General features: G+C 47.2%; 20 protein-coding genes. 8 read left to right on the top strand and 12 right to left on the bottom strand.

The features are described from left to right. Positions 1 to 35 precede the first annotated feature (35 nt). The 3 genes from ACOQOZ_RS16195 to pilG are packed head-to-tail and all read right to left on the bottom strand — an operon-like array spanning position 36 to position 1,344. Positions 36 to 560, bottom strand: coding sequence for a chemotaxis protein CheW (locus tag ACOQOZ_RS16195; RefSeq protein WP_420589189.1), 525 nt, complete (start codon positions 558 to 560; stop codon positions 36 to 38). 1 nt (position 561) lies between these two features. Continuing rightward, positions 562 to 927, bottom strand: a complete 366-nt coding sequence (gene pilH / locus ACOQOZ_RS16190) for a twitching motility response regulator PilH (RefSeq protein ID WP_420589188.1) — start codon at positions 925 to 927, stop codon at positions 562 to 564. 33 nt (positions 928 to 960) lie between these two features. Next, on the bottom strand, positions 961 to 1,344 hold the full coding sequence (pilG, locus tag ACOQOZ_RS16185) for a twitching motility response regulator PilG (RefSeq protein WP_068660884.1): 384 nt from the start codon (positions 1,342 to 1,344) through the stop codon (positions 961 to 963). A gap of 220 nt (positions 1,345 to 1,564) precedes the next feature. Here pilG and gshB point away from each other — a divergent pair, with 220 nt between their 5' ends. The 7 genes from gshB (at position 1,565) to ACOQOZ_RS16150 (ending at position 7,321) form a co-directional block, all read left to right on the top strand. Next, positions 1,565 to 2,509 (top strand): glutathione synthase, encoded by a 945-nt coding sequence (gene gshB, locus ACOQOZ_RS16180; protein ID WP_420589187.1) that lies wholly within the window; start codon positions 1,565 to 1,567, stop codon positions 2,507 to 2,509. Positions 2,510 to 2,626: 117 nt separating this feature from the next. Beyond that, positions 2,627 to 3,505, top strand: coding sequence for an energy transducer TonB (locus ACOQOZ_RS16175; RefSeq protein WP_420589186.1), 879 nt, complete (start codon positions 2,627 to 2,629; stop codon positions 3,503 to 3,505). 12 nt (positions 3,506 to 3,517) lie between these two features. Then, complete coding sequence (locus ACOQOZ_RS16170) at positions 3,518 to 4,075, top strand: YqgE/AlgH family protein (protein WP_420589185.1); 558 nt, start codon at positions 3,518 to 3,520, stop codon at positions 4,073 to 4,075. Continuing rightward, entirely contained in the window at positions 4,075 to 4,521 is a 447-nt protein-coding gene (gene ruvX, locus ACOQOZ_RS16165; protein ID WP_420589184.1) for a Holliday junction resolvase RuvX, read from the top strand. Before ACOQOZ_RS16170 ends, ruvX begins: the two co-directional genes overlap by 1 nt. A gap of 29 nt (positions 4,522 to 4,550) precedes the next feature. Continuing rightward, complete coding sequence (pyrR, locus tag ACOQOZ_RS16160; RefSeq protein ID WP_420589183.1) at positions 4,551 to 5,057, top strand: bifunctional pyr operon transcriptional regulator/uracil phosphoribosyltransferase PyrR; 507 nt, start codon at positions 4,551 to 4,553, stop codon at positions 5,055 to 5,057. A 12-nt stretch (positions 5,058 to 5,069) separates the two neighbouring features. Further along, positions 5,070 to 6,059: an aspartate carbamoyltransferase catalytic subunit gene (locus tag ACOQOZ_RS16155; RefSeq protein ID WP_420589182.1), complete on the top strand. Its 990-nt coding sequence runs from the start codon at positions 5,070 to 5,072 to the stop codon at positions 6,057 to 6,059. A 2-nt stretch (positions 6,060 to 6,061) separates the two neighbouring features. Continuing rightward, complete coding sequence (locus ACOQOZ_RS16150) at positions 6,062 to 7,321, top strand: dihydroorotase (protein WP_420589181.1); 1,260 nt, start codon at positions 6,062 to 6,064, stop codon at positions 7,319 to 7,321. A 69-nt stretch (positions 7,322 to 7,390) separates the two neighbouring features. On the opposite strand, the gene ACOQOZ_RS16145 is transcribed toward ACOQOZ_RS16150, so the two are convergent. Then, entirely contained in the window at positions 7,391 to 8,521 is a 1,131-nt protein-coding gene (locus tag ACOQOZ_RS16145; protein ID WP_420589180.1) for a TauD/TfdA family dioxygenase, read from the bottom strand. A 137-nt stretch (positions 8,522 to 8,658) separates the two neighbouring features. On the opposite strand from ACOQOZ_RS16145, the gene ACOQOZ_RS16140 reads away from it, so the two are divergent. Further along, positions 8,659 to 9,261 (top strand): TetR/AcrR family transcriptional regulator, encoded by a 603-nt coding sequence (locus tag ACOQOZ_RS16140; RefSeq protein WP_420589179.1) that lies wholly within the window; start codon positions 8,659 to 8,661, stop codon positions 9,259 to 9,261. 26 nt (positions 9,262 to 9,287) lie between these two features. Here ACOQOZ_RS16140 and ACOQOZ_RS16135 read toward each other — a convergent pair whose 3' ends face one another. The 8 genes from ACOQOZ_RS16135 to ACOQOZ_RS16100 all read right to left on the bottom strand — a co-directional run bounded on the left by ACOQOZ_RS16135 (position 9,288) and on the right by ACOQOZ_RS16100 (position 19,958). Beyond that, on the bottom strand, positions 9,288 to 10,010 hold the full coding sequence (locus ACOQOZ_RS16135) for a substrate-binding periplasmic protein (RefSeq protein ID WP_420589178.1): 723 nt from the start codon (positions 10,008 to 10,010) through the stop codon (positions 9,288 to 9,290). Between the two features lie 203 nt (positions 10,011 to 10,213). Next, on the bottom strand, positions 10,214 to 11,476 hold the full coding sequence (locus ACOQOZ_RS16130; RefSeq protein WP_420589177.1) for a saccharopine dehydrogenase family protein: 1,263 nt from the start codon (positions 11,474 to 11,476) through the stop codon (positions 10,214 to 10,216). Between the two features lie 31 nt (positions 11,477 to 11,507). Continuing rightward, positions 11,508 to 12,653: a carboxynorspermidine decarboxylase gene (gene nspC / locus ACOQOZ_RS16125; protein ID WP_420589176.1), complete on the bottom strand. Its 1,146-nt coding sequence runs from the start codon at positions 12,651 to 12,653 to the stop codon at positions 11,508 to 11,510. A 34-nt stretch (positions 12,654 to 12,687) separates the two neighbouring features. Continuing rightward, positions 12,688 to 13,557 (bottom strand): sugar phosphate isomerase/epimerase family protein, encoded by an 870-nt coding sequence (locus ACOQOZ_RS16120; RefSeq protein WP_420589175.1) that lies wholly within the window; start codon positions 13,555 to 13,557, stop codon positions 12,688 to 12,690. Continuing rightward, on the bottom strand, positions 13,554 to 14,849 hold the full coding sequence (locus tag ACOQOZ_RS16115) for a DUF6005 family protein (protein WP_420589174.1): 1,296 nt from the start codon (positions 14,847 to 14,849) through the stop codon (positions 13,554 to 13,556). The genes ACOQOZ_RS16120 and ACOQOZ_RS16115 overlap by 4 nt, the downstream gene beginning before the upstream one ends. Positions 14,850 to 14,898: 49 nt before the next feature. Continuing rightward, the gene (locus ACOQOZ_RS16110) at positions 14,899 to 16,149 is read right to left on the bottom strand and encodes an AMP-binding protein (protein WP_420589173.1); all 1,251 of its coding nucleotides are present in this window, start codon (positions 16,147 to 16,149) and stop codon (positions 14,899 to 14,901) included. A 16-nt stretch (positions 16,150 to 16,165) separates the two neighbouring features. Further along, a complete protein-coding gene (locus tag ACOQOZ_RS16105; RefSeq protein ID WP_420589172.1) occupies positions 16,166 to 18,061 on the bottom strand; it encodes an IucA/IucC family protein in 1,896 nt (631 codons plus the stop codon). Then, positions 18,045 to 19,958, bottom strand: coding sequence for an IucA/IucC family protein (locus ACOQOZ_RS16100; RefSeq protein ID WP_420589171.1), 1,914 nt, complete (start codon positions 19,956 to 19,958; stop codon positions 18,045 to 18,047). Before ACOQOZ_RS16100 ends, ACOQOZ_RS16105 begins: the two co-directional genes overlap by 17 nt. Positions 19,959 to 20,138: the final 180 nt, after the last annotated feature.

Here is a 20,138-nt window from a genome sequence, read left to right as displayed (position 1 = left end):
ACAAACTAACTACGGTTCGTCGTAATGTATAAAATCTAAACTGCTATCTGCAGGAATTCAGGTGCCTGTACCAGATCCAGTAACTGGAATACCGGCCAGGTTTTGCCATCACGCTCATAAGCGCGCGACACGAATTTTTCAAATGCCGGATCAAGCTCAGTTGCCTGCAACTGGCGATCCTCAGCAAACTGCTGCATACCTAATACAGCATCGACCAGTAAGCCGGTCATATGGTCACCATGCTCAACCACCAACACCCGGCGGCTACGCCAGTTGGCTTTTGATGGCAAACCTAACAGGCCGGCCAGATCCATAATCGGAACCAGACGACCCCGCACATTAGCGACACCAAGCACCCAGCTACGTACGCCGGGCACCTTGGTCAGACGCGGCGGCTGCAGAATTTCAGCAACTTCTGACATATCCGCAGCGAAGTGCTGCCCGGCCAACATAAAACCAACGCCACGCCAATACGCAACCAGCTCCACCTGTTGAGGCAGAGCTGATGCGTTAGAACGGCTACGTTCGGCAATATCGAGTAGCTGAGCGAACGGATGCATATCAGCCTGCCATGACCGAAGCGATCTCAGACAACAAGGTCGCTTCTGCTACTGGCTTAACCAGATAACCACTGGCGCCCTGACGCTTACCCCAAACACGGTCAGTTTCCTGATCTTTGGTAGTAACAATAATCACCGGAATATGCTGAGTTTCAGCATCTTTGGTTAACTGACGGGTTGCCTGAAAACCATTCAGGCCAGGCATTACGATATCCATTAACACCACATCAGGCTTTTCCTGACGGGCAACAGCCACACCATCAGCGCCGTTTTCTGCGCTTAATACTTCGTGACCATTTTTTTCCAGCATTACGCGGAATGCTTCTGTTTCGGTCGGGGAATCATCAACAACCAGGATTCGGGCCATGCCTATTTCCTCTTAAATTCTGTTTATTCGGGCTCAGGATTTGACGTACTGGCGAATCGAACCCAGCAACTCTTCTTTACTGAAAGGCTTAGTCAGATACTCATCGGAACCAACGATACGACCCTTCGCTTTATCAAATAAGCCGTCTTTACTGGACAACATAATGACCGGGGTTGACTTGAATTTAGAGTTATTTTTAATCAAGGCACAGGTCTGGTAACCATCCAGACGGGGCATCATGATATCGACAAAAATGATGTCTGGATGTGTGTCGGCAATTTTTGCCAGTGCATCAAAGCCATCGGTAGCAGTGATCACTTCGCAGCCAACTTTTTTGAGCAGAGTCTCAGCCGTACGACGAATAGTTTTACTGTCGTCGATGACCATGACTTTTACATTCTGAAAGTTATCGTCCATAGGGAGGCCTTTAACCATCCATTTCTTTGTATTTTATTGAGCGACTGTCTTTCGACCGCAGAGACGCCATTGCGCACTTTTGTATCACACTTAGATGCCCCAGGCTAGCGGCCAAATCATCAATACGCCGGGATATTCCTGTTTAAATCTGTTGCGCCACTGGGATAGTCAATCAGTTACACTCTGCCTATCTGATACTTTTTTATCCCACGGAGACTCTATGAGCATCAAACTTGGTGTAGTGATGGACCCGATTTCGCAGATTGCGTTCAAGAAAGATACATCACTGGCGTTACTTAACGCCGCTCAACAAAAAGGCTGCGAGCTGTTTTATATGGAGCAGTCTGATCTGTACATTGAAAACGGCGTAGCCATGGGCCGCATGGCGGCTTTAACCGTCGAGATGAATCCCGATCACTGGTACGACATGGAAGAGTATCAGCATCGCCCTCTGTCAGACCTGAACATTATTCTGATGCGCAAAGACCCGCCCTTCGACAGCGAATTTATTTACTCCACCTACATTCTTGAACGCGCTGAAGAAGCCGGAGTATTAATTGCCAACAAGCCGCAAAGCCTGCGCGACTGCAATGAAAAAGTTTTCGCCACTGCATTCCCGGATCTAATGACACCAACCCTGGTGAGCCGCAGCGCAGAATTGCTGAAGAAATTCCATAAAGACCACGGCGATGTCATCTTTAAACCATTGGATGGCATGGGTGGCTCTTCAATTTTCCGCCTGAAACAGGATGACCCTAACGTCTCTGTCATCATCGAAACTCTGACCGATCACGGCCAGCAACAGATAATGGCGCAGCGTTTTATCCCTGAAATTGTCGATGGTGATAAACGCATCCTGATGATCGATGGCGAACCGGTACCTTACACGCTGGCCCGTATTCCGGCCAAAGGAGAAACCCGCGGCAATATCGCAGCCGGCGGCACGGGCGTTACTCAGCCACTGAGTGATGAAAACCGCGCTATCGCTGAAAAAGTGGGGCCAATCCTGAAAGAAAAAGGGCTCTATTTTGTTGGTCTGGATGTGATTGGCAACTCGTTAACTGAGATTAACGTGACCAGCCCGACCTGCGTACGCGAAATCAGCCGCGACTCCGGCATTGACGTAGCTGGTCTGCTGATCGACACCTTGCTGGCGAAACTTTAACCAGCCAGCGCTATAGCAATTTGTCCGCCATCAGCGCTTCGATGGTGGACAAATTTCGTTGATAAGCGCAGACTTGCAATCGCATTCAACCTGCTTTTTTGAGGCTGTTATTTCCGCATGTCTGCCGCTGCTGTTACCAGTACCGACCGTCTATCTTTCGCCCTGTTTCTGGCACTGGTGATTCATGCCCTGTTGATTCTCGGAATCAGCTTCTCCGCCACCGATCAGACCAGCCTGTCGAAAACACTCGAGGTCACACTGGCCACTTATAAAAGCGACACCGCACCGGACAAAGCTGATTTTATCGCTCAGGAAAACCAGCAAGGCAGTGGCACACTGGACGAAGCTAAAATGCTGACCACAGATATGGAAGCAAACTTCCACGCCAATCAGGTCAACAAGACGTCGCCACAGGAACAGCAGGCGACAGCGCCAAAACTCCCCGAAGCGCAACAACGCCAGGTATCAACCACCGGTAAAAGCCGCTTCAAAACTCAGCTGAAAAACAGCGATATCCCGCCAAACCCAGCTGATCTGCCCGATGGCCCACAAAAAACGTTATTACAACGCAGTCTGGAAATCGCCAGCCTCGAAGCCAAGCTCGATAGTCAGCGTCAGTTGTACGCCAAACAGCCGCGTATTCAGCGCTTAACGGCCGCGTCCACCATGAAGGCCAACGATGCCTATTACGTTAATTCCTGGCGCCGCCGTATCGAAGACAACGGTGCCCGTAATTACCCACGCGAGGCTGAGAACTGCTTTAACGATTGCCGCTTACGTTTATTAGTAGCCATTAATCCGGACGGCACAATCTACGAACTGCGGGTGTTGGAATCATCCGGTCGTAAAGTTCTGGACGATGCCGCTTTACGTATCGTTCGCCAGTCAGCACCGTTCGCACCTTTTACTGCAGAAATGCGCAAAAATACCGATCGCCTGGAAATCATTCGTACCTGGCAATTTAAAGGCAACCGCTACCTGTCGGATGCGGGTTGATAAAAGATTCTGATGCAACAACTGCAAAGCTTAAAAAATCACCTTCTGATCGCCATGCCGCAATTAGAAGACTCCTGGTTTGAAGGTACCGTCACCTATTTATGTGAGCACAATGAAGAAGGTGCGATGGGGCTGGTGTTAAACAAACCGTTAAAAGTTTCTCTCGACGACATCTGCCAGCAACTGGAAATTGATCGTTTACCGGGCGTTGATCCGGCCATTCTGGCTGGCGGCCCGGTCAGTATGGAACATGGCTTTATACTGCATCGCCAACAAGGTCAGTGGGACTCAACTCTGAATGTTGAAGAAGAAGCCCACCTGACTTCATCAAAAGACATCCTGAAAGCCATTGCCGCCGGTGATGGTCCTCAGGATTATCGCATGGCATTAGGGTATGCCGGCTGGGATGCACAACAGTTGGATGAAGAGTTAAAACAAAACTCCTGGCTAACGGTAGAAGCCAACAGCGAATTATTATTCGATACCCAACCAAAAGATTTATACCGCAGCGCCCTGAAACAATTGGGTATCAGTCCAGAGTTTCTCAGTTCCGATGCGGGGCATGCGTAATGTCTGGCGTTGCAATTACCAATAAAATTCAGACATTAATGGGCTTTGATTTTGGCACCCAGCGCATTGGCATCGCTACCGGTCAGCGCTTAACCGAATCGGCCAACCCGCTTGATCCGATTAAAGCCAAAGACGGTATTCCGAACTGGGATAATCTGCAGAGAATTATCGATGAGTGGCAACCCGATGCCTTTGTTGTTGGTCTGCCATTAAACATGGACGGCACAGCGTCTGACATGAGCAATCGCGCCGCCAAATTTGCCCGTCGGTTAGAAGGTCGTTTTCATCGTCCTGCCTATACTCAGGACGAACGTCTGACCAGTTACGAAGCCAAAGGCATGGTCATCGAACAAGGTGGCGACCGCGATTTTGGTGCAAATTCAGTTGATGGTTTAGCTGCCCAGTTAATTTTACAAAGCTGGATGAATGAACATCCGCGTGACTAATATTTTTTAAACTTATTCCGGGAGCCATTATGAGCCTGCCCCCAGCCCTGCAGGATTGCGAAAAAACCTGCCAAGAGTTAGGCGATCGCCTGCAAACTCTGCTTGATCAGCAACAGATTGATAATCCATTAATTATTGGGATCCGTACCGGTGGAGTCTGGGTCGCTGAGCGTTTGCATCAGCATCTGAAGGTACAGGAAAACATTGGCGTATTAGATATCAGCTTTTATCGCGATGATTTTACCCGTCACGGATTACACCCCCAAGTAAAAGGTTCAGAGCTTCCTGACAGCATTGAAGATCGCCATATTGTTCTGGTCGACGATGTGGTGATGAGTGGCCGTACTATTCGTGCCGCCATGAACGAATTATTCGATTACGGCCGCCCGGCCAGCATCAAACTGGTTTGTTTATTGGATATCGGTCGCCGCGAATTACCGATCCAGCCGGACCTGTGTGGCGCCAAGCTGGAATTATCCGATGGTCAGTTGGTGAAGCTGTCCGGCCCGGAACCATTAACCCTGTCTTTAGCCTGAGGATAAAAAATAATGAACTCGCCTCAACAGGTGCAGCTGACCGAGGACGGTCGCTTAAAGCACTTTTTAACCACCGAAGGCTTAAGCAAAGAATTATTAACCGAAATTCTCGACACCGCCGATTCATTTATCAGCACTCAGGAACGTTCAGTTAAAAAGGTGCCATTATTGCGCGGTAAAACCGTGGTGAACCTGTTTTTCGAAAACAGTACCCGTACCCGCTCAACCTTTGAATTGGCCGCAAAACGTTTATCCGCCGATATTTTAAATCTGGATATTTCCAAATCCGCAACCTCCAAGGGTGAAACCCTGATGGATACCCTGTGGAATCTGGAAGCTATGTATTCCGATATGTTTGTCGTGCGTCATGCAGATTCCGGCGCCGCGCATTTTATTGCCGAACACGTTACTCCCAACGTTGCCATCATTAATGCCGGTGACGGCCGCCATGCCCACCCGACCCAGGCAATGCTGGATATGCTGACCATTCGTCGTCATAAACAAAGCATCGAAGGTAAGGTGGTCGCCATTGTTGGCGATATTCTTCATTCCCGTGTTGCACGTTCGCAAATTCATGCGTTACGCACATTAGGTGCCGCTGAAGTTCGTGTCATTGGTCCGGGGACATTATTACCAAATGACATTGAAGCCCTGGGAGCCAAACCGTTTTATCGCATGGAAGACGGTTTAAAAGACTGCGATGTGGTAATCATGCTGCGCTTGCAAAAAGAGCGTATGCAAAATGCTTTACTGCCGAGTGAAGGCGAGTTTTTTAAATTATACGGTTTAACAGAGCAAAAATTATTGCTGGCAAAACCGGACGCCATTGTGATGCATCCGGGCCCGATTAACCGCGGTGTGGAAATTGAATCGGCAGTAGCCGATGGCAATCAATCGGTGATTTTAAATCAGGTGAGTTATGGTATTGCCGTACGTATGGCCGTGATGGCGATGGCCATGAGTGGTCAGCAACAATCGAACAACGAAAACGAGGAGGTTTAATTATGCGTTATTGTTTAATTGAAGGCGCACGCCTGCTCGACCCGGCCAATGGTGTTGATAAAGTCGCGGATATTTATATTGCCGATGGCAAAATTCAGGCAATTGGCCACAAACCTGCGGCTGGCGAAATTGAAACCAGCATCGACGGTAACAACAAAATTTTATTACCTGGCTTAATTGATTTAGGCGCTCATCTGGCGGAGCCGGGTTTTACCCAGAAAGGCTCTATTGCCACTGAAACCAAAGCTGCAGCCCGCTCTGGATTTACTCATATTTGTGCCCTGCCGGATACCAAACCCGTTACCGACAGCCCAGCAGTTGTGCAGTTAATTCAGGAAAAAGCAGCACAGGCCGGTTACGCCGAAGTATTGCCTCTGGGCGCTGCAACCCAAGGCCTGGAAGGTGAGCAGCTGGCCAATATGTTCAGTCTGACCGAAGCCGGCTGCCCGGCGCTTTCTAATGCCCGTAAACCGATTAAAGACAGTTACGTTTTACAGAGGGTAATGGAATACGCTGCGACCTATGGCATCCGTTTATTCCTGAGTGCCAACGACACCACATTGGCCGACGGTTGTATGCACGCAGGCCCAACCGCCACCCGCATGGGCCTGGATGGTATTGCCGAGACCGCAGAAACCATCGCCCTGTCACAAATTCTATTAATGGCGGAACAAACCGGTGTGCAGCTGCACATCAGCCAGATCAGTTCTGCACGCAGCGTTAAAATGCTGAAACAAGCGCGTGAAAATGGCATTAACGTAACCGCCGATGTACCACTGGCCAATCTGGTGTATACCGATGAAGCCGTGAGTGGCTATAACAGCCAGTTTAATGTGTTGCCTGTACTGCGCAGCGAATCCGACCGTAAAGCTTTATTAGCAGCGGTTAATGACGGTGAGTTGGCGATTTCGTCCAATCACCGTCCTCATGAAATTGCTGCGAAAAAAGCACCTTTCTCCGACGCTGAGCCTGGCATGAGTATGTTCGACTGCTTCCTGCCACTGGCATTAAAATTAATCGCAGCAGGTGAGCTGGACTGGAGTGCGTTTGTTAAAGCCACCAACCAGATTCCAGCACAGGTTATTGGCCTTGAAGGTATTGGTTTAGCGGAAGGTAATTTTTTCAGCGCAGTACTGATTAATACTGAAACCGCTGCCGACCTGTCGCAGCTGGAATCAAAAGGCAGCAATATTCCGTGCGCGGATGAGGAGTTATCCGGCAAGGTAGAAGCCTTATTTGTGAATGGTGCTCAGGTGCTTTAGCAATCCAGAGTTACCGTTAATAAAAAAGCCGAATCTGATTTCAGATTCGGCTTTTTTATTAAATGGATTTTAGCGGAACTTAAATTTCACCTTCTCTTTTACAATCCCACTTACCAGCTGCACCTTATCTTTAAATGTCAGCCATTGGCTGTAAGCATTATGCTCGTGGGGTAGCGAGGTCCACAGGCGTAATAAATGCCTTTTTTTGTCGGAGTCTTCGTAATCAATGTAATCGGTTCGGGCATGTAAATTGGTGTGGTTCGACAACAATTGAATATCACCTGGCTGCAGATCCATATCCAGATAAAATTCCGGATCCGATGCCACCTCCTGATACAGATTCAGCAGCTCCTCTTCTTGCGCCGTAAAGGGCCGAACTTCGTTGTACCGACGGGTCGAGCGGAAATAATCGATATGATAAAAGGTTTTTAGTTCGCCATTGTGATAACGACATGGCACCACCGGGAAATAATTCACACTGCCTTCACCAAAGGTATCGACCAGCATAGGTCGGTACAGTACCGGAATTAAATCCGGACGACGTTTCAGAATTTCGTTATACACAGCAACAGAACTGACTATGCGGCTTTTACCTCCGGATTTGGCTTTATTCAGACACAACAAACCAACGACGTCTGCCGCATCACAATGGTATTCAATATTGGCATTGGTTTTATACAAACGGGTATCCGTGTCATCAACCGGTGCGTTTAAATCCCGCACATGGCCTAATAAATCCCCGTCTTCGTTCTGGGCGCCGGGAATGCCCAGATGCAGACCAAAACACCAGAAGAAGATTTCTGAATCTTCACGCCCCCAACGCTCAACCGGAATACCGGAAATCACCTGAAAACCACGTCCTGATTTTAACGCCTGACGCCAACGGGCAATTTTTTTACTCAGTGTTGGTAATGGGAAATCATCTTTGCTCATCGAACCGGTGGGTTTATTCAGCCCTTTAGCGTGGGCCAGTGCCGCATCCAGCTCTGCGATATCAGCCTCGTTCAACGGGTCTTGCCAGAACTTATCACTCTTCAGCAATTGCGGGCCTTTCCAGGCCGCCTCACTGACAATCGGCTGCATGGCGATGGAAGAATGTGGTCGACTCATATAATGCAGAGTCTGCGAGATCACCGAACGATAGTTGGATTTATGACTTTGCTGGTTAGGGTTGTGGGCCAGTTGTTCGCGGGTATTCATTGCTGCACCTCGTGGCGTTATTATTCTTATCGGAAACATTGTTTCCATATAATGTAATGGCAGCCGCCCGGTTTAACAAGTAGCATTTACATAAAGATAAGAATGGCGCAATTGGCTGTATTGAGATCCGCCCTGATATGAACACTGATAAACGTAAGATTTCTCCGGAATCGCTGGAAAAGCTGAGAAAAACCGTCATCGAGTTATTCGCTGAAGGGTTATTCCATCAGATTGGACTGCGGGAGATTGCCAAGCGTGCCGGGGTTGGCCTGCAAACGATCTATAAATACTTTGGCAACAAAGACGAGTTAATTATTGCGGCGATTGAGCAGGATCTGGACGAGCTAACTCTGAGAATGTCTGAAGCTGCACAGCAATCAGCGGGGCTGTCGATCAAGCAGCAGTTTTACGCAGTTGGTCACGAGTTCTTCGATTTCTATCTCAGTAACCGCCACATTGCGCTGATCGTCTTTATGAATGTTCCACACCGCTATTGGGTGGTTAACCCTAAGTTTATCCAGAATGATCAGCTGGTGATTATGGAGAACATCGTACGCGCCGGACAACAGTCTGGTGAAGTGCGCAACGACTGCGACGCCAACCTGCTGGTACAAATGGTGGCCGGTGCCATCAACCGCTTAATGGTGAATATTCTGAACGTCGATGCCATGCCCCAGAATGGTGATGATGCCAACCAGCTGTCGGCAAATATTCTCTGGCCGATGCTGGCAAAAAACTGAACCCTGTCCGAACTTATTCACAGTGCTTAATGATGCGCTGCCATAATCTTCTGAATCTCTCCCCGAGCCTTCAGATCACGGATAGCACGATTGATCTGTGGTAACAAATGCTGCTGTTTTTTCGCCAAACGCAGCCTTAGTTCATAAGACTCGACCGATTTGGTGACGTGTAAATTGCCTTTCTTCAGCTCACCAGCAATCACATCGAAAGGAAAGACAGCAAAGTCACAGCGGTTAGTGATTAACATTTTAAGTACCTGAGCTTCTGTCCTGGCCTGAACCACATCTTTATCGTATTCAGGAATCAGGTTAAAACCCAATAGCGAGCAAGGCTTGAGAGATTTAAACACAACCGGATCAACATCCGATTCAAGAAAGGCGCTGTTACTGTAAGCAATCACTTCATTGGAAATATAAAACACATCGCTGTAGACCGATGCTTCTGCCTCTCCAGGCTCCTGGCGCCAGCTGCTATCGATTCCCGGTTCAACATCCAGCTTCTGCTCGCGCATCAGTTCGCGAATTCTTACCTGCGGTAAAAACTGATATTCAAAGCGAATACCGGTGACTTTGTGAATATGTTCGAGAATATCGATGTAAGCACCTTTCGCCTCACCACTTTGTGCATCACGATAAAAGTAAGGCATACGAATAGGTTCGATGAGCCCAACCTTTAATGTTGGCTGCTCATTGCTGTGCATACCACAGATGCAGATCAGTGCGATCCCCAACAACAAAAAACGAATCATATGTCACAAGTCCGTTTAAACAGAAATGCCGTTACTCAGAACTTCAGATTGTACCCTGATGACGGTTAACGTGCTGACCTGTGACAATATTTGCTGGGGTTACCGGCTCAATCCGGACATTTCGGTGGGCGCCATTAACAACAAACAAATTGCTAATGGCACTCAACAAAAACCGGCTATCAGTAAAATAAGAAAGGAACCTGTCAGGCGTATAAAACGCGACTCTCTGCGCTATCCTCTCCGGCATCCAGATTACAGACTTCGGTGGAAAGTCCCATTTCCGCCAAACGTTCGAAGAATGGAATCGGATCCAGCTCCTCGACATTTGCCATGGTTTTTACGTCCCATTCACCACTGGCAATCAGTTTGGCCGCAGCGACTGGCGGTACACCGGCAGTAAAGGCAATGGCTTGCGAATCAATATCAGCGTACGTCTCTTCGTGATCGCAAATGTTATAAACAAATACTTCCTTTTCTTTGCCGTCACGCGTGCCTTTAATTAACGTACCAATGCAGGTTTTGCCGTTGTATTTTGGCGCCAGGCTGGCCGGATCCGGCAAACAGGCTTTTAATACGTGCAGCGGCACAACTTCCTGGCCGTTACTGGTGGTCACGGTTTTGTGGTTCAGCAAACCTACTTTTTCGAACACTTCCAGGCATTTCAGATAGTGCTCACCAAAGCCCATCCAGAAACGCACGGTTTTAACGCCGGGGATATTCAGCGATAAAGAATGTACTTCATCGTGTCCCATCAGATACAGTTTATGCTCACCAACTTCCGGGAAGTTGTATTCCATGGAGCGACTATGGTGTGGATACGTACGCCACTGACCATCTTCGAGACAGCTGGCATCTTCGATAATTTCACGCAGATTAATTTCCGGGTCGAAATTGGTTGAGAAGAAATGACCATGGTCGCCGTCGTTCACATCCATGATGTCGATGCTTTCGATCGAATCAAATTCATGTTTCTGGGCATAAGCACAATAGGCATTAACCACACCCGGATCAAAACCACTACCGAGAATCGCGGTGACACCTTTGTCTTTGCATAACTCGCGCTTCTTCCACTCGTAGTTTGCATACCAGGGATAAGGAGCATTCATCACACTGTAGTCTTCATGAACTGCTGTATCGATGTACGCCGCACCGGTTTCCAAACAAGCATCCAGAATATTCATATTCACAAACGCGGTGCACACATTAATAACGATATGAGTGTCGGTGTCGCGAATTAAATCCACCAGATCATTCACCTTGTATGCGTCCACTTCGCGGCTGAATAGCGAAAAATCGGCATGTGGGTGATGATTCTTTCTGTTTACCGAAGCAATAATGGCATCACACTTGGCAATATTTTTAGACGCCAGGCAAACCGACGAAAATACATCGCTGCTTTGTACACATTTATGAGCAACGACGGCACCAACGGCTCCTGCACCAATAATAAGTACGTTCTTTTTCATAACTTATCCTCCCCAAATATTAGGAAAACGGTTAAGACAAAAAGTCTCGGAAATCTTCGTAATCAAACTCGCGAATAACGCGGGTTTCACCGTTAATGTTCTTATGGCAAATGGCCGGCATCTTGATGCCATTGAAGAAGTTTTTCTTCACCATGGAGTAACCGGCAACGTCTGAGAATCTGAGCTCGTCACCAATCTCAATTGCCTGATCGAAGACATAAGTTCCAAAAACATCACCAGCCAGGCAGGTGCGACCACAAACGCGATAAACAAATTTTCCCTGTTTCAGAGCTTGTGGTATTTCGTCTTCTGCGATTTCTTCGGCGCCATCGAGTGCTGGAACAAACTGATATACCAGTACATCGAGTAAATGTGTTTCGACACCTGCATCAACAATTAAGGTAGGTAATTGGTTGTCGACCTTATCTAATACCTTAACGACCAGCGATGTAGACTGGGTCACGGACGCTTCACCCGGCTCCAGATAAACCTGCAGGTCATAACGTTCAGCCAATTGCTTTAATCGTTCACACAACTGATCCAGCAAATACCCGTCACGGGTAAAGGCCACACCACCGCCCAGGCTCAGCCACTTCAACTTCGGTAAAATGTCAGCGAAACGTTGCTCGATGTTATCCAGCTGCTGATTCAGACTATGAAAATCGGCGTTTTCACAATTCATATGAAACATAGCGCCATCAATCACATCGCTGATGTTTTCCGGCAACAAATCATGGCGCACACCTAAGCGTGAATATTTCGCCACGGTATCGCTTAAATCGTATTCAGAGTGGCCCACTTCCGGGTTCAGACGTAAACCAATCGAACGACCTTTCAGCTGGGCTTTGGCTTTAAATTGCTGCAACTGATTCAGAGAGTTAAAAATAACTTTGTCGCAGTATTCGATAACCTCTTCAATTTCATCGTCGCTGTAAGCAACGCTGTAACCGTGAGTTTCACCACCGAACTTTTCATAACCCAGGCGTGCTTCATATAAGCTACTGCTGGTTGTTCCGGCCATATACTGCTTCATAAAATCGAACGCACACCAGCTGGAGAAACACTTCAGTGCAAGCACACTTTTGGCGCCACTTTGTTCACGTACATAAGCGATACGTTCCATCGCTTTTAACATACGGGTTTCATCAATCAGGTAATAAGGGGTACTGACTTTCATTTTGAATCCTTAATCCGCATTACTGCACCAGTTACTACACCAGAGCGACTGTTTCTGGTTGCGACTGTTTGATAAATTGAGACTCCAGGCTGGCCAGCTCTTTGCGATCTTTATCCAGGGTTGCAAACACATCCGGGCCAAACCACTCCAACGAAGCATCCATGTTTTGCCATGGGATGCTGGATTCCGTCATTACATAGGTCAGCAGCTTCTTGAAATCGTACTCACCGGTAAACAGTGACGTCATACCCTCGCGGCTTCCGGCGGGTGCATACACATTGCCCGGGTTAAATACATTTAATAAATGACGCTGGGTAATATTTTTAAAATGCATATGCACAATCAGTGGTGCCAGTTTTTCCAGTGCAAACACCGGGTCACTGCCCATTTCCCAGACGTGAATAACGTCGAAGTTAATACGCAACGCAGGATGATTAACTTCTTCGATTAACCTGAGCGTCGATTCCAGCGTATCGGCCAGAGTATTAGGATGCGTTTCGACCACCAGATCGATGCCATAGTCCTGAGCAACCTGGCAGTACTGGCGAAGTCGGGCGGTGTAAGATGCACGCTCCTCCTCACTTACGTCTGCACTGGCTTTGCTGCCAGAGAAGGTACGCAATTTATTCGCTCCCCAGGAGCGGGTGATGGTGCACAGGGTTTCGGCACTGGCGACACCGCTCTGCAGGTCGCCATCTAATGGCAGATAATCACTCACCATGGAAACCGACAGGCCTCGCTCTGCAAGGCATTCCAGATTAAAGTCCGGAGACTGACGCAGGTTTTTCGCGTGTACTCCCCACAATTCAATCGCATCGAACTGATGAGACTTAGCCCAATTAGCGATACGTTCCAACGAGATCAACTGGTGACGGAAGGAGATAGTGCAAACGGAATATTTCACTGGGAAACCCTTTCTAATTGCTGAGCGTCAGACGACTTGAGCACTTTCTCTGCCCAGATATCTTTCACTTCAATTAAACGTTGTTTAAGCCTGAATTCCCTCTCATCCTGCTGATCAAGTAACTGGAATAATTTTTCGCCAAAGGCTTCATTTTTTGTTACTGATAATTTCATGGCATTGAACTGGATTAATTTGTAATTTTTCGCCAGCTCATCAATCACATCACACCAGTCATCAAACTCAGGTTCTGGTAACCCCAGCTCGCGCCAGAAAAATGCAAAGCCATGTTCATACGCGTATTTTCTCGGTGACATCACCGGGATTTCTTCCACCGCTTTAATCAGGTTATCCAGCGGCAGTGGTTCACCGTTTTTATCTTCACCATTGATATGAGCCTGAATAATCTCTCGAATCATATCGGTAACCGGGTTTGCATCGCGCACTACCGACGCTTCAAAAAAAGCATTTACTTCTTTCGCTGGAGTCGGACGAGCACCTACCTCAGAGAATAAATAACCGCCAGAAACGGTTGGCTGAGAAACAGCATTAAGAATGCGATCTTTTTTGAACACACCTTCCCAGCGATAGTCCGGGTCGTACATAAACCACAGGTCAGGATTATTAGTTGGACCCAGCATCACGTAATGAGGAAACGGATCTTTATTAAATTCGTTCTCACGTTCCGGTAAATGGAACATATCCAGCATAACCATGATGTGCTGGCCTGGCTGGCGGTTTTCTACCAGGTTTTCAAGCTTGGCCAGGTTATCTTCTTTACTGGCCTGCTTATCATACCAGGCACTGATTGGCATGCCGTATAAACGCTCATACCAATCAAAGAAAATATCGTGATTGATATTTTCGTCGTGGTAAGTCAGCACATAACGATCGTTGATACAGGCGTTGGCATCAGACACCGCAAAGTAAAGAATACGGTGATCCAGCTCGGGAAAACGTTTTACGATTTCTGCTAAATTACTGGCGACACAGTGGATCTTGACGTCTTCATAGACTTCAAGACCCTTTTCATACTTTGGGAGGTTCTGGCCCTTATACAAGGTATTGGCAACAGCACGAACGGTTTCAAAGTCCTCATTCATCAATGCGCTTTCGTCGATGGCAATATCATGCTCAACTTCAAGCAGCATTAACATTTGCAGCACCATGGATGAATCCAGCGCCAGGTCTTCTAACAGGCGTGCGTCGCTGTGAAACTTATCCACATTCGGATGCGCCATATTTTCACTTAACACTTTAAATATGGCTTCAACAATCTGTTCTTTAGTCATCATAAGCTTTTCGATTCTGGTCTTTGTTCTTCACTCAAATACATCAGCGTATTCAGGCTAATGCCAATGCCTTGCGACTGACTTTGCCGTTAGGAAGCCGGTCAATTTTTTCTACCTGGGTAATCTGGATCGGGACCTGATATTTATTTAAATATCTGGCACACCAGCTGCGAATATCTTCCGTGGGTACTTCAATGTCTGCGACGAACTGCAAGCAAACCTGATCGTTACCAAATGCATGGTTCTTTTTAAATACCACCGCATCGCTGACGCCAGGCATCTCCATCACCACCTTTTCAACTTCCGCGGGATAAACATTCAGGCCGGAAACATTAATCATTTCGTCGATACGGGAGAGGAAATGCAGGCGGTTATCGGCATCGAGATAACCCAGATCGCGGGTTGCCACAATGCTGTTGGATTCTGTGGTAACAACAATTTCTTCCGGACTTTCTTCTGAGTTACCGGATTCAACACGAATATGTGGCAGGGGTACGCCCTGATCATGAATCGAACGCAGGTTTCCACCCAATGCAATACAGCCCACTTCAGAACAGCCATATTGCTGATACAGGTTCACACATTTCTTCTCGGCCTGTTCCAGCCAGCTGGCCTGCATCAGGGTGCCGGAAGTCATGATGGCGTGAATCGGTTGATCGGCCTTTACCATCATGGTGATGGTAGTAATTAACGCCGGTGATGAATATAAAATCGGAGACGTGGTTTCCTGCACCTTCCGGATAATATATTTCGGATTAAAGTTGGTAATAATTACCGGCTCAGAACCACGTTTAATGCTGGCGAGAATGCCACAAATCAAACCGTAAGAATGGTTAACCGGGCAGGCAACCACAGCCGTCATATCAGCCAGATCTGAGAAATGCTGAATATAATTTTCCAGCTCGATATCAATACTGGTCCAGCTGCGGTCAATGCATTTAGGTTCCCCGGTAGTACCGGAGCTCATTTGCACCAATACCGCAACGTTATCGTTCGGGTGATCACCAATCGTTTCGATATTGGCCAGCAGATCATCCATATTGTCAGCCATAACCTGATAATGGCTGTTGCTGAGTTTTGCCCGACGACGTAGCGCTTCTTCCGGCGTTCCTACTGGTAATGGGAAAACCGAAATTCCCTGATCGCGACAATACAGGCACAGCGCAATCCACAGGGCAGCATCGCTGATGCACACCGTAATACGTTTGCCCTGGCAGTTACCAAGAATATCGTGCTGGCTGAAATTGCTGAAGCAATGTTCAAAATAGGTTTTATCGAAATAATCGTCGTTTAAATAAATCATAATTTTTCTTCAGCAATCAGCTGACCTGGTTTTCAAGTTGCTGCGTCGTATGTTCTGTGGTGACTTCTGCCAGCGGGTTATTCACCGTGTGTTCGAAATAATCCAGCGTGCCGCCATTGAGTATTTTTTTCTTCAGCAGAGATTCAACAATAATTTTTTTGCTGTTTGCCCCAACGCGATCAATACGTGCAGGATCGGTAATACCAGACTGGCGATATTGTTCGAGGTAGTGGCGTACTCGATTCCAGAACTGTGCTTCCGGATATTCGTGGTAACGCTCCAGCAGGAAGGATAAATCGGCCAGATTCAGTACATAAACCGTATCCATATACAGTTCACGCAACTCATCGATATCCGACATACTGAAACCTTCATCCAGCGGAATCGTATTAAAATACGGATCGGTTTCGGCTAACTTGGGCGTATGCTCCGGGTACTTCAGATAACCTTCGACGTACTCCATATCTTCATGGAAATCGCGCAGAACAATACGTTGTGGCCAGCCATCTTTATGGGTCAGAATCAGATTCTGGCAATGTGCTTCAAAGGCAATACCGTTATGCACCAACATATGCCAGATCGGAACCAGCATGACTTCCATCAGACGGTTCACCCAGGTTTCAACACCATACTGATCAAGCCAGTCAGCAATAAACGGACGCTGATCGGATTCGACCAACATCAAAGCCGTGAAGGGAATAGCCTGTTCACCGGGCTGTAATTTATCCACTACGCTTTCGCGGAAAATGGCACCAATCAAACCGTCCATGGCTTTCGCCTGGTTTTCGTCTTCCGGCTTATAAAGTAATCCCGCGTATTCACTCAACAGCAATAAATTATCCTGCTGCTCGAGGTGTTTATCTTTCGCAACCACTTCCTGCAACCAGGTTGAAATGGTTGGCGCCGTACAAACAAAATGATCCTGCAAATTCCGGTGTGAAGATGTACTGACCAGATTGAGCGGAATTTTAACGTTGGCTTTTTGTGGATGACTGACATTCACCAGCGTGCGTAATGATTGTGTCGCCTGATAGTGATCACCAGCCTGGCCCAATTCAATAATGTCACCACAGCGGATAGCCTGAGCAAGGCCACGTTCCTGAATGGCATCAACCTGCCACGGGTGAATAGGAACCAACGAAAACTCAGCCCAGCTCTTCCCCTGTTTAGCCAGTCGTTGCGTCAGAACAGAAAACGTTTCTTCGCCCAGCTCATTTATCCAGAAAGCGTTATCGTCCGTCGGAAAATTACGTTCAACATTGCTGGATTTAATCGCCAGCCAGTTCAGCTGAAACGTATTCGCTGCTTCAGGGCCATACTGAATATGGTCCATTAAGGTAAAACCGGTACGGGCTTTAAAGCTCGGGTGGTACAAATGACCTTCGGTAATCGCCGCTTCTAGTTCAGCAAAATTCAGCTGACGTCGCGGCGTCAGATGATGCTCTAAATGACTGGTATTCCAGCGACATAAAGCAATTGTCTGCATCAGCTCACCGAGCAAACGCATTTTGGTCTCTGAACCGGTATCCAGATGTGCAATTAACTCCTGGATGCGTACTTCGCGATAATGATTTTTGTCGGCAATTTCGATTGAACCATCAGCAATACGAATACGCTCAAAAATACGACGTGCGCCTAAGCAGCGGAATTCAGTACCGGATAAGGTAAAGGTATAAATACTGTCGAATACGGCATCAAAGCGGCTGAAGTCATTCGCCAGCATCGCCCGACTATCAACCTGAAAGTTAACAATCTCTTCATACAGCAATGCTTCTACAAACTGACGAACCACACGTTGCTCTTCAGCATCTGCTTTTGCAGGCGCCTCAATATAGGGAGCATGATCTTCACAAAATTGCTCTGCGACCCGGGCCAGAATTTTATGCGTATCGAAATCAGCTATAGACTGCACTGCGTCCATCCTTATTTTCTGTGACGAAACTTTTATGAAAATCAGATGTTGAGAACAGCGGGTTTTCGATGGTCGAATACACTGCGTGCTCCATGCCTTCCTGCAACTCATCGATATTGTTAACACGAGCCAACAGGTTGGTTTTGAAATCCAGCCGCTCGCTGGTGAGGATGTATTCGATAAAACGTTTACCCACGCCCTGCATATTTTTCTGCAAGTCAGATAAATGCTGACGACAGCGGGCAATCAGAGTTTCTTCATCGATCAGGCCATCAGCCCCGAGACGATAGATCACTGCGAATAATTGATTAACGAATACGTAATACGATATAGCGGTAAAGATTTTTTCATCATCATAGAAAATATTGGTCAGACTCAGGTTGTCACCCACGCCCGCCAATTCTTCTTTAAAATGTTCTGATAAATAAAAACCCTGATTATCGCGATAGTAGTAACAGCTGGGATATCCCTCAGAAACATCAAGCAAGCTGTTCTGCTGATGAGCTTCCAGCGCAATGCCATAACCGTCATACAATGACAAAATAGACTCGACGGCACAGTGCCAGTATCGATCAAACCAGTCTGATGCAACCTGCTTTTCTGAGCGGCCTTCTTTTTCAGCCAACTCGGATATGACATTCTGCAACAGACTGGTACCAACAGAACCGTCGGCATCCGGAATCGGATCCTGTACTAATGTCAGAATTGAACAAACACCACGCCCTTTATCCTGGGTAAACAGATTACGGCGCAACACCACTTCAAAACCCGAATCGGCTTCATGATTATGGGGGTGATTAATGGTGATGTAGGCAGGGTCATCAACAACTTTAAATTGCGGATTATTATTCAGAAATCCAATATGGCGCAGGTAACTTTCCACCACCATACCGTCTTCCAGTTCCCGGCGTTTATTCAGTCTTAATGAATTGGTTATTTTTACCGGGATTGATAATTTAATCATCCATTCCGACGACTCACTGAATACCGTTCTCACCGATGAGGTTGCGGTATATTCAGCGCCAGCTTCACCAAGGTACTGCAGCGTTCCCTGACTCATCAGCTCTTTCACCCAGTCCTGGGTTAATAAACTGTGCGCCTGTAGCGGATGTACCGGAATCAGAACATGACCAGATTGCAACGCCAGCTCATCGTAACGAGTGACTTCCGAGTAAATAATGTCGCTGGTTTTTTCTGTTAACGACGATCCTTGCTTCACCAGGGACTGGTCGGCGGAAAAATAATGGAGCTTAAAGTGACCACACAGTTCCGGTGAATAAAAGTCTTGTTGCCAGAACGCGATGCCCTGCTGACTTTTTGGCGTTGGATGCAACCAGTGGCCGTATAGAATGGATTGCTCCGAATCGATAAAGTCGGTGCTGTGTAATGCACTATCTCCGGCGCGCTCGGCGAGGAAGTGTGCCATTGCCTGATAACTTCCCAGCAAACGGCCGAGCAATTCCATCTCATTTAATTTGACGGAATCGTCAGCTTCAATGGCTGCTACAGAAATATCATTCTGACGTTTATAAATCTGGCGGGTGAAAGCAATCAGCAGATACATCAGATCAGCGCTTTTCCAGCAACTATGTATGCTGCCTTCTGATCCCTCTCCTACTGAATCCGGTCCTTCTGAAAATTCGGTGCGTACATAAACACCGTGAAAATGATGTCGCCCTACTTTCGATTTGTAGGCAACATCCATAACAACCCGTTGATGGCTATCGGATAAAAACAACTCAACAACTTCTCTGCCCTTTAATTCAAAAGGAAAGTCAGAATAAAGTGAGAACTGCTTATTATCGCTCCAGACACCGGCGTCAATTTCACGCAAATACGCATTCACAAACGCATTGTAAGAGGCGTATTCAGCAATCGTGCTTGCTGCAAATTTCATAAGAAACCTGGTTCAGTCGAACTTGATTTTGGCGCATTATACACACGTAATGCGATTGTTTCTCATTATTATTATATTTTTCTTTATATTTCCTATTGTTTCAGAAGTTTTTCACAGAAAAAGAAAGAGAGGAGCCACAAAACACAGGGGATTGTGGCCAGAAACGTACTTCAGATACGC

This window comes from Bacterioplanoides sp., assembly GCF_965219715.1.
Lineage (GTDB): Bacteria > Pseudomonadota > Gammaproteobacteria > Pseudomonadales > Oceanobacteraceae > Bacterioplanoides.
Note: the sequence above shows the minus strand (reverse complement) of the source record. Positions and strands in the feature narration are given on the sequence as shown.

What these genes read in the sequence shown, in the direction of transcription:
- ACOQOZ_RS16195 (WP_420589189.1), bottom strand. Translation starts at nt 560, where the DNA reads ATGCATCCGTTCGCTCAGCTACTCGATATTGCCGAACGTAGCCGTTCT.
- pilH (WP_420589188.1), bottom strand. Translation starts at nt 927, where the DNA reads ATGGCCCGAATCCTGGTTGTTGATGATTCCCCGACCGAAACAGAAGCA.
- pilG (WP_068660884.1), bottom strand. Translation starts at nt 1,344, where the DNA reads ATGGACGATAACTTTCAGAATGTAAAAGTCATGGTCATCGACGACAGT.
- gshB (WP_420589187.1), top strand. Translation starts at nt 1,565, where the DNA reads ATGAGCATCAAACTTGGTGTAGTGATGGACCCGATTTCGCAGATTGCG.
- ACOQOZ_RS16175 (WP_420589186.1), top strand. Translation starts at nt 2,627, where the DNA reads ATGTCTGCCGCTGCTGTTACCAGTACCGACCGTCTATCTTTCGCCCTG.
- ACOQOZ_RS16170 (WP_420589185.1), top strand. Translation starts at nt 3,518, where the DNA reads ATGCAACAACTGCAAAGCTTAAAAAATCACCTTCTGATCGCCATGCCG.
- ruvX (WP_420589184.1), top strand. Translation starts at nt 4,075, where the DNA reads ATGTCTGGCGTTGCAATTACCAATAAAATTCAGACATTAATGGGCTTT.
- pyrR (WP_420589183.1), top strand. Translation starts at nt 4,551, where the DNA reads ATGAGCCTGCCCCCAGCCCTGCAGGATTGCGAAAAAACCTGCCAAGAG.
- ACOQOZ_RS16155 (WP_420589182.1), top strand. Translation starts at nt 5,070, where the DNA reads ATGAACTCGCCTCAACAGGTGCAGCTGACCGAGGACGGTCGCTTAAAG.
- ACOQOZ_RS16150 (WP_420589181.1), top strand. Translation starts at nt 6,062, where the DNA reads ATGCGTTATTGTTTAATTGAAGGCGCACGCCTGCTCGACCCGGCCAAT.
- ACOQOZ_RS16145 (WP_420589180.1), bottom strand. Translation starts at nt 8,521, where the DNA reads ATGAATACCCGCGAACAACTGGCCCACAACCCTAACCAGCAAAGTCAT.
- ACOQOZ_RS16140 (WP_420589179.1), top strand. Translation starts at nt 8,659, where the DNA reads ATGAACACTGATAAACGTAAGATTTCTCCGGAATCGCTGGAAAAGCTG.
- ACOQOZ_RS16135 (WP_420589178.1), bottom strand. Translation starts at nt 10,010, where the DNA reads ATGATTCGTTTTTTGTTGTTGGGGATCGCACTGATCTGCATCTGTGGT.
- ACOQOZ_RS16130 (WP_420589177.1), bottom strand. Translation starts at nt 11,476, where the DNA reads ATGAAAAAGAACGTACTTATTATTGGTGCAGGAGCCGTTGGTGCCGTC.
- nspC (WP_420589176.1), bottom strand. Translation starts at nt 12,653, where the DNA reads ATGAAAGTCAGTACCCCTTATTACCTGATTGATGAAACCCGTATGTTA.
- ACOQOZ_RS16115 (WP_420589174.1), bottom strand. Translation starts at nt 14,849, where the DNA reads ATGATGACTAAAGAACAGATTGTTGAAGCCATATTTAAAGTGTTAAGT.
- ACOQOZ_RS16110 (WP_420589173.1), bottom strand. Translation starts at nt 16,149, where the DNA reads ATGATTTATTTAAACGACGATTATTTCGATAAAACCTATTTTGAACAT.
- ACOQOZ_RS16100 (WP_420589171.1), bottom strand. Translation starts at nt 19,958, where the DNA reads ATGAAATTTGCAGCAAGCACGATTGCTGAATACGCCTCTTACAATGCG.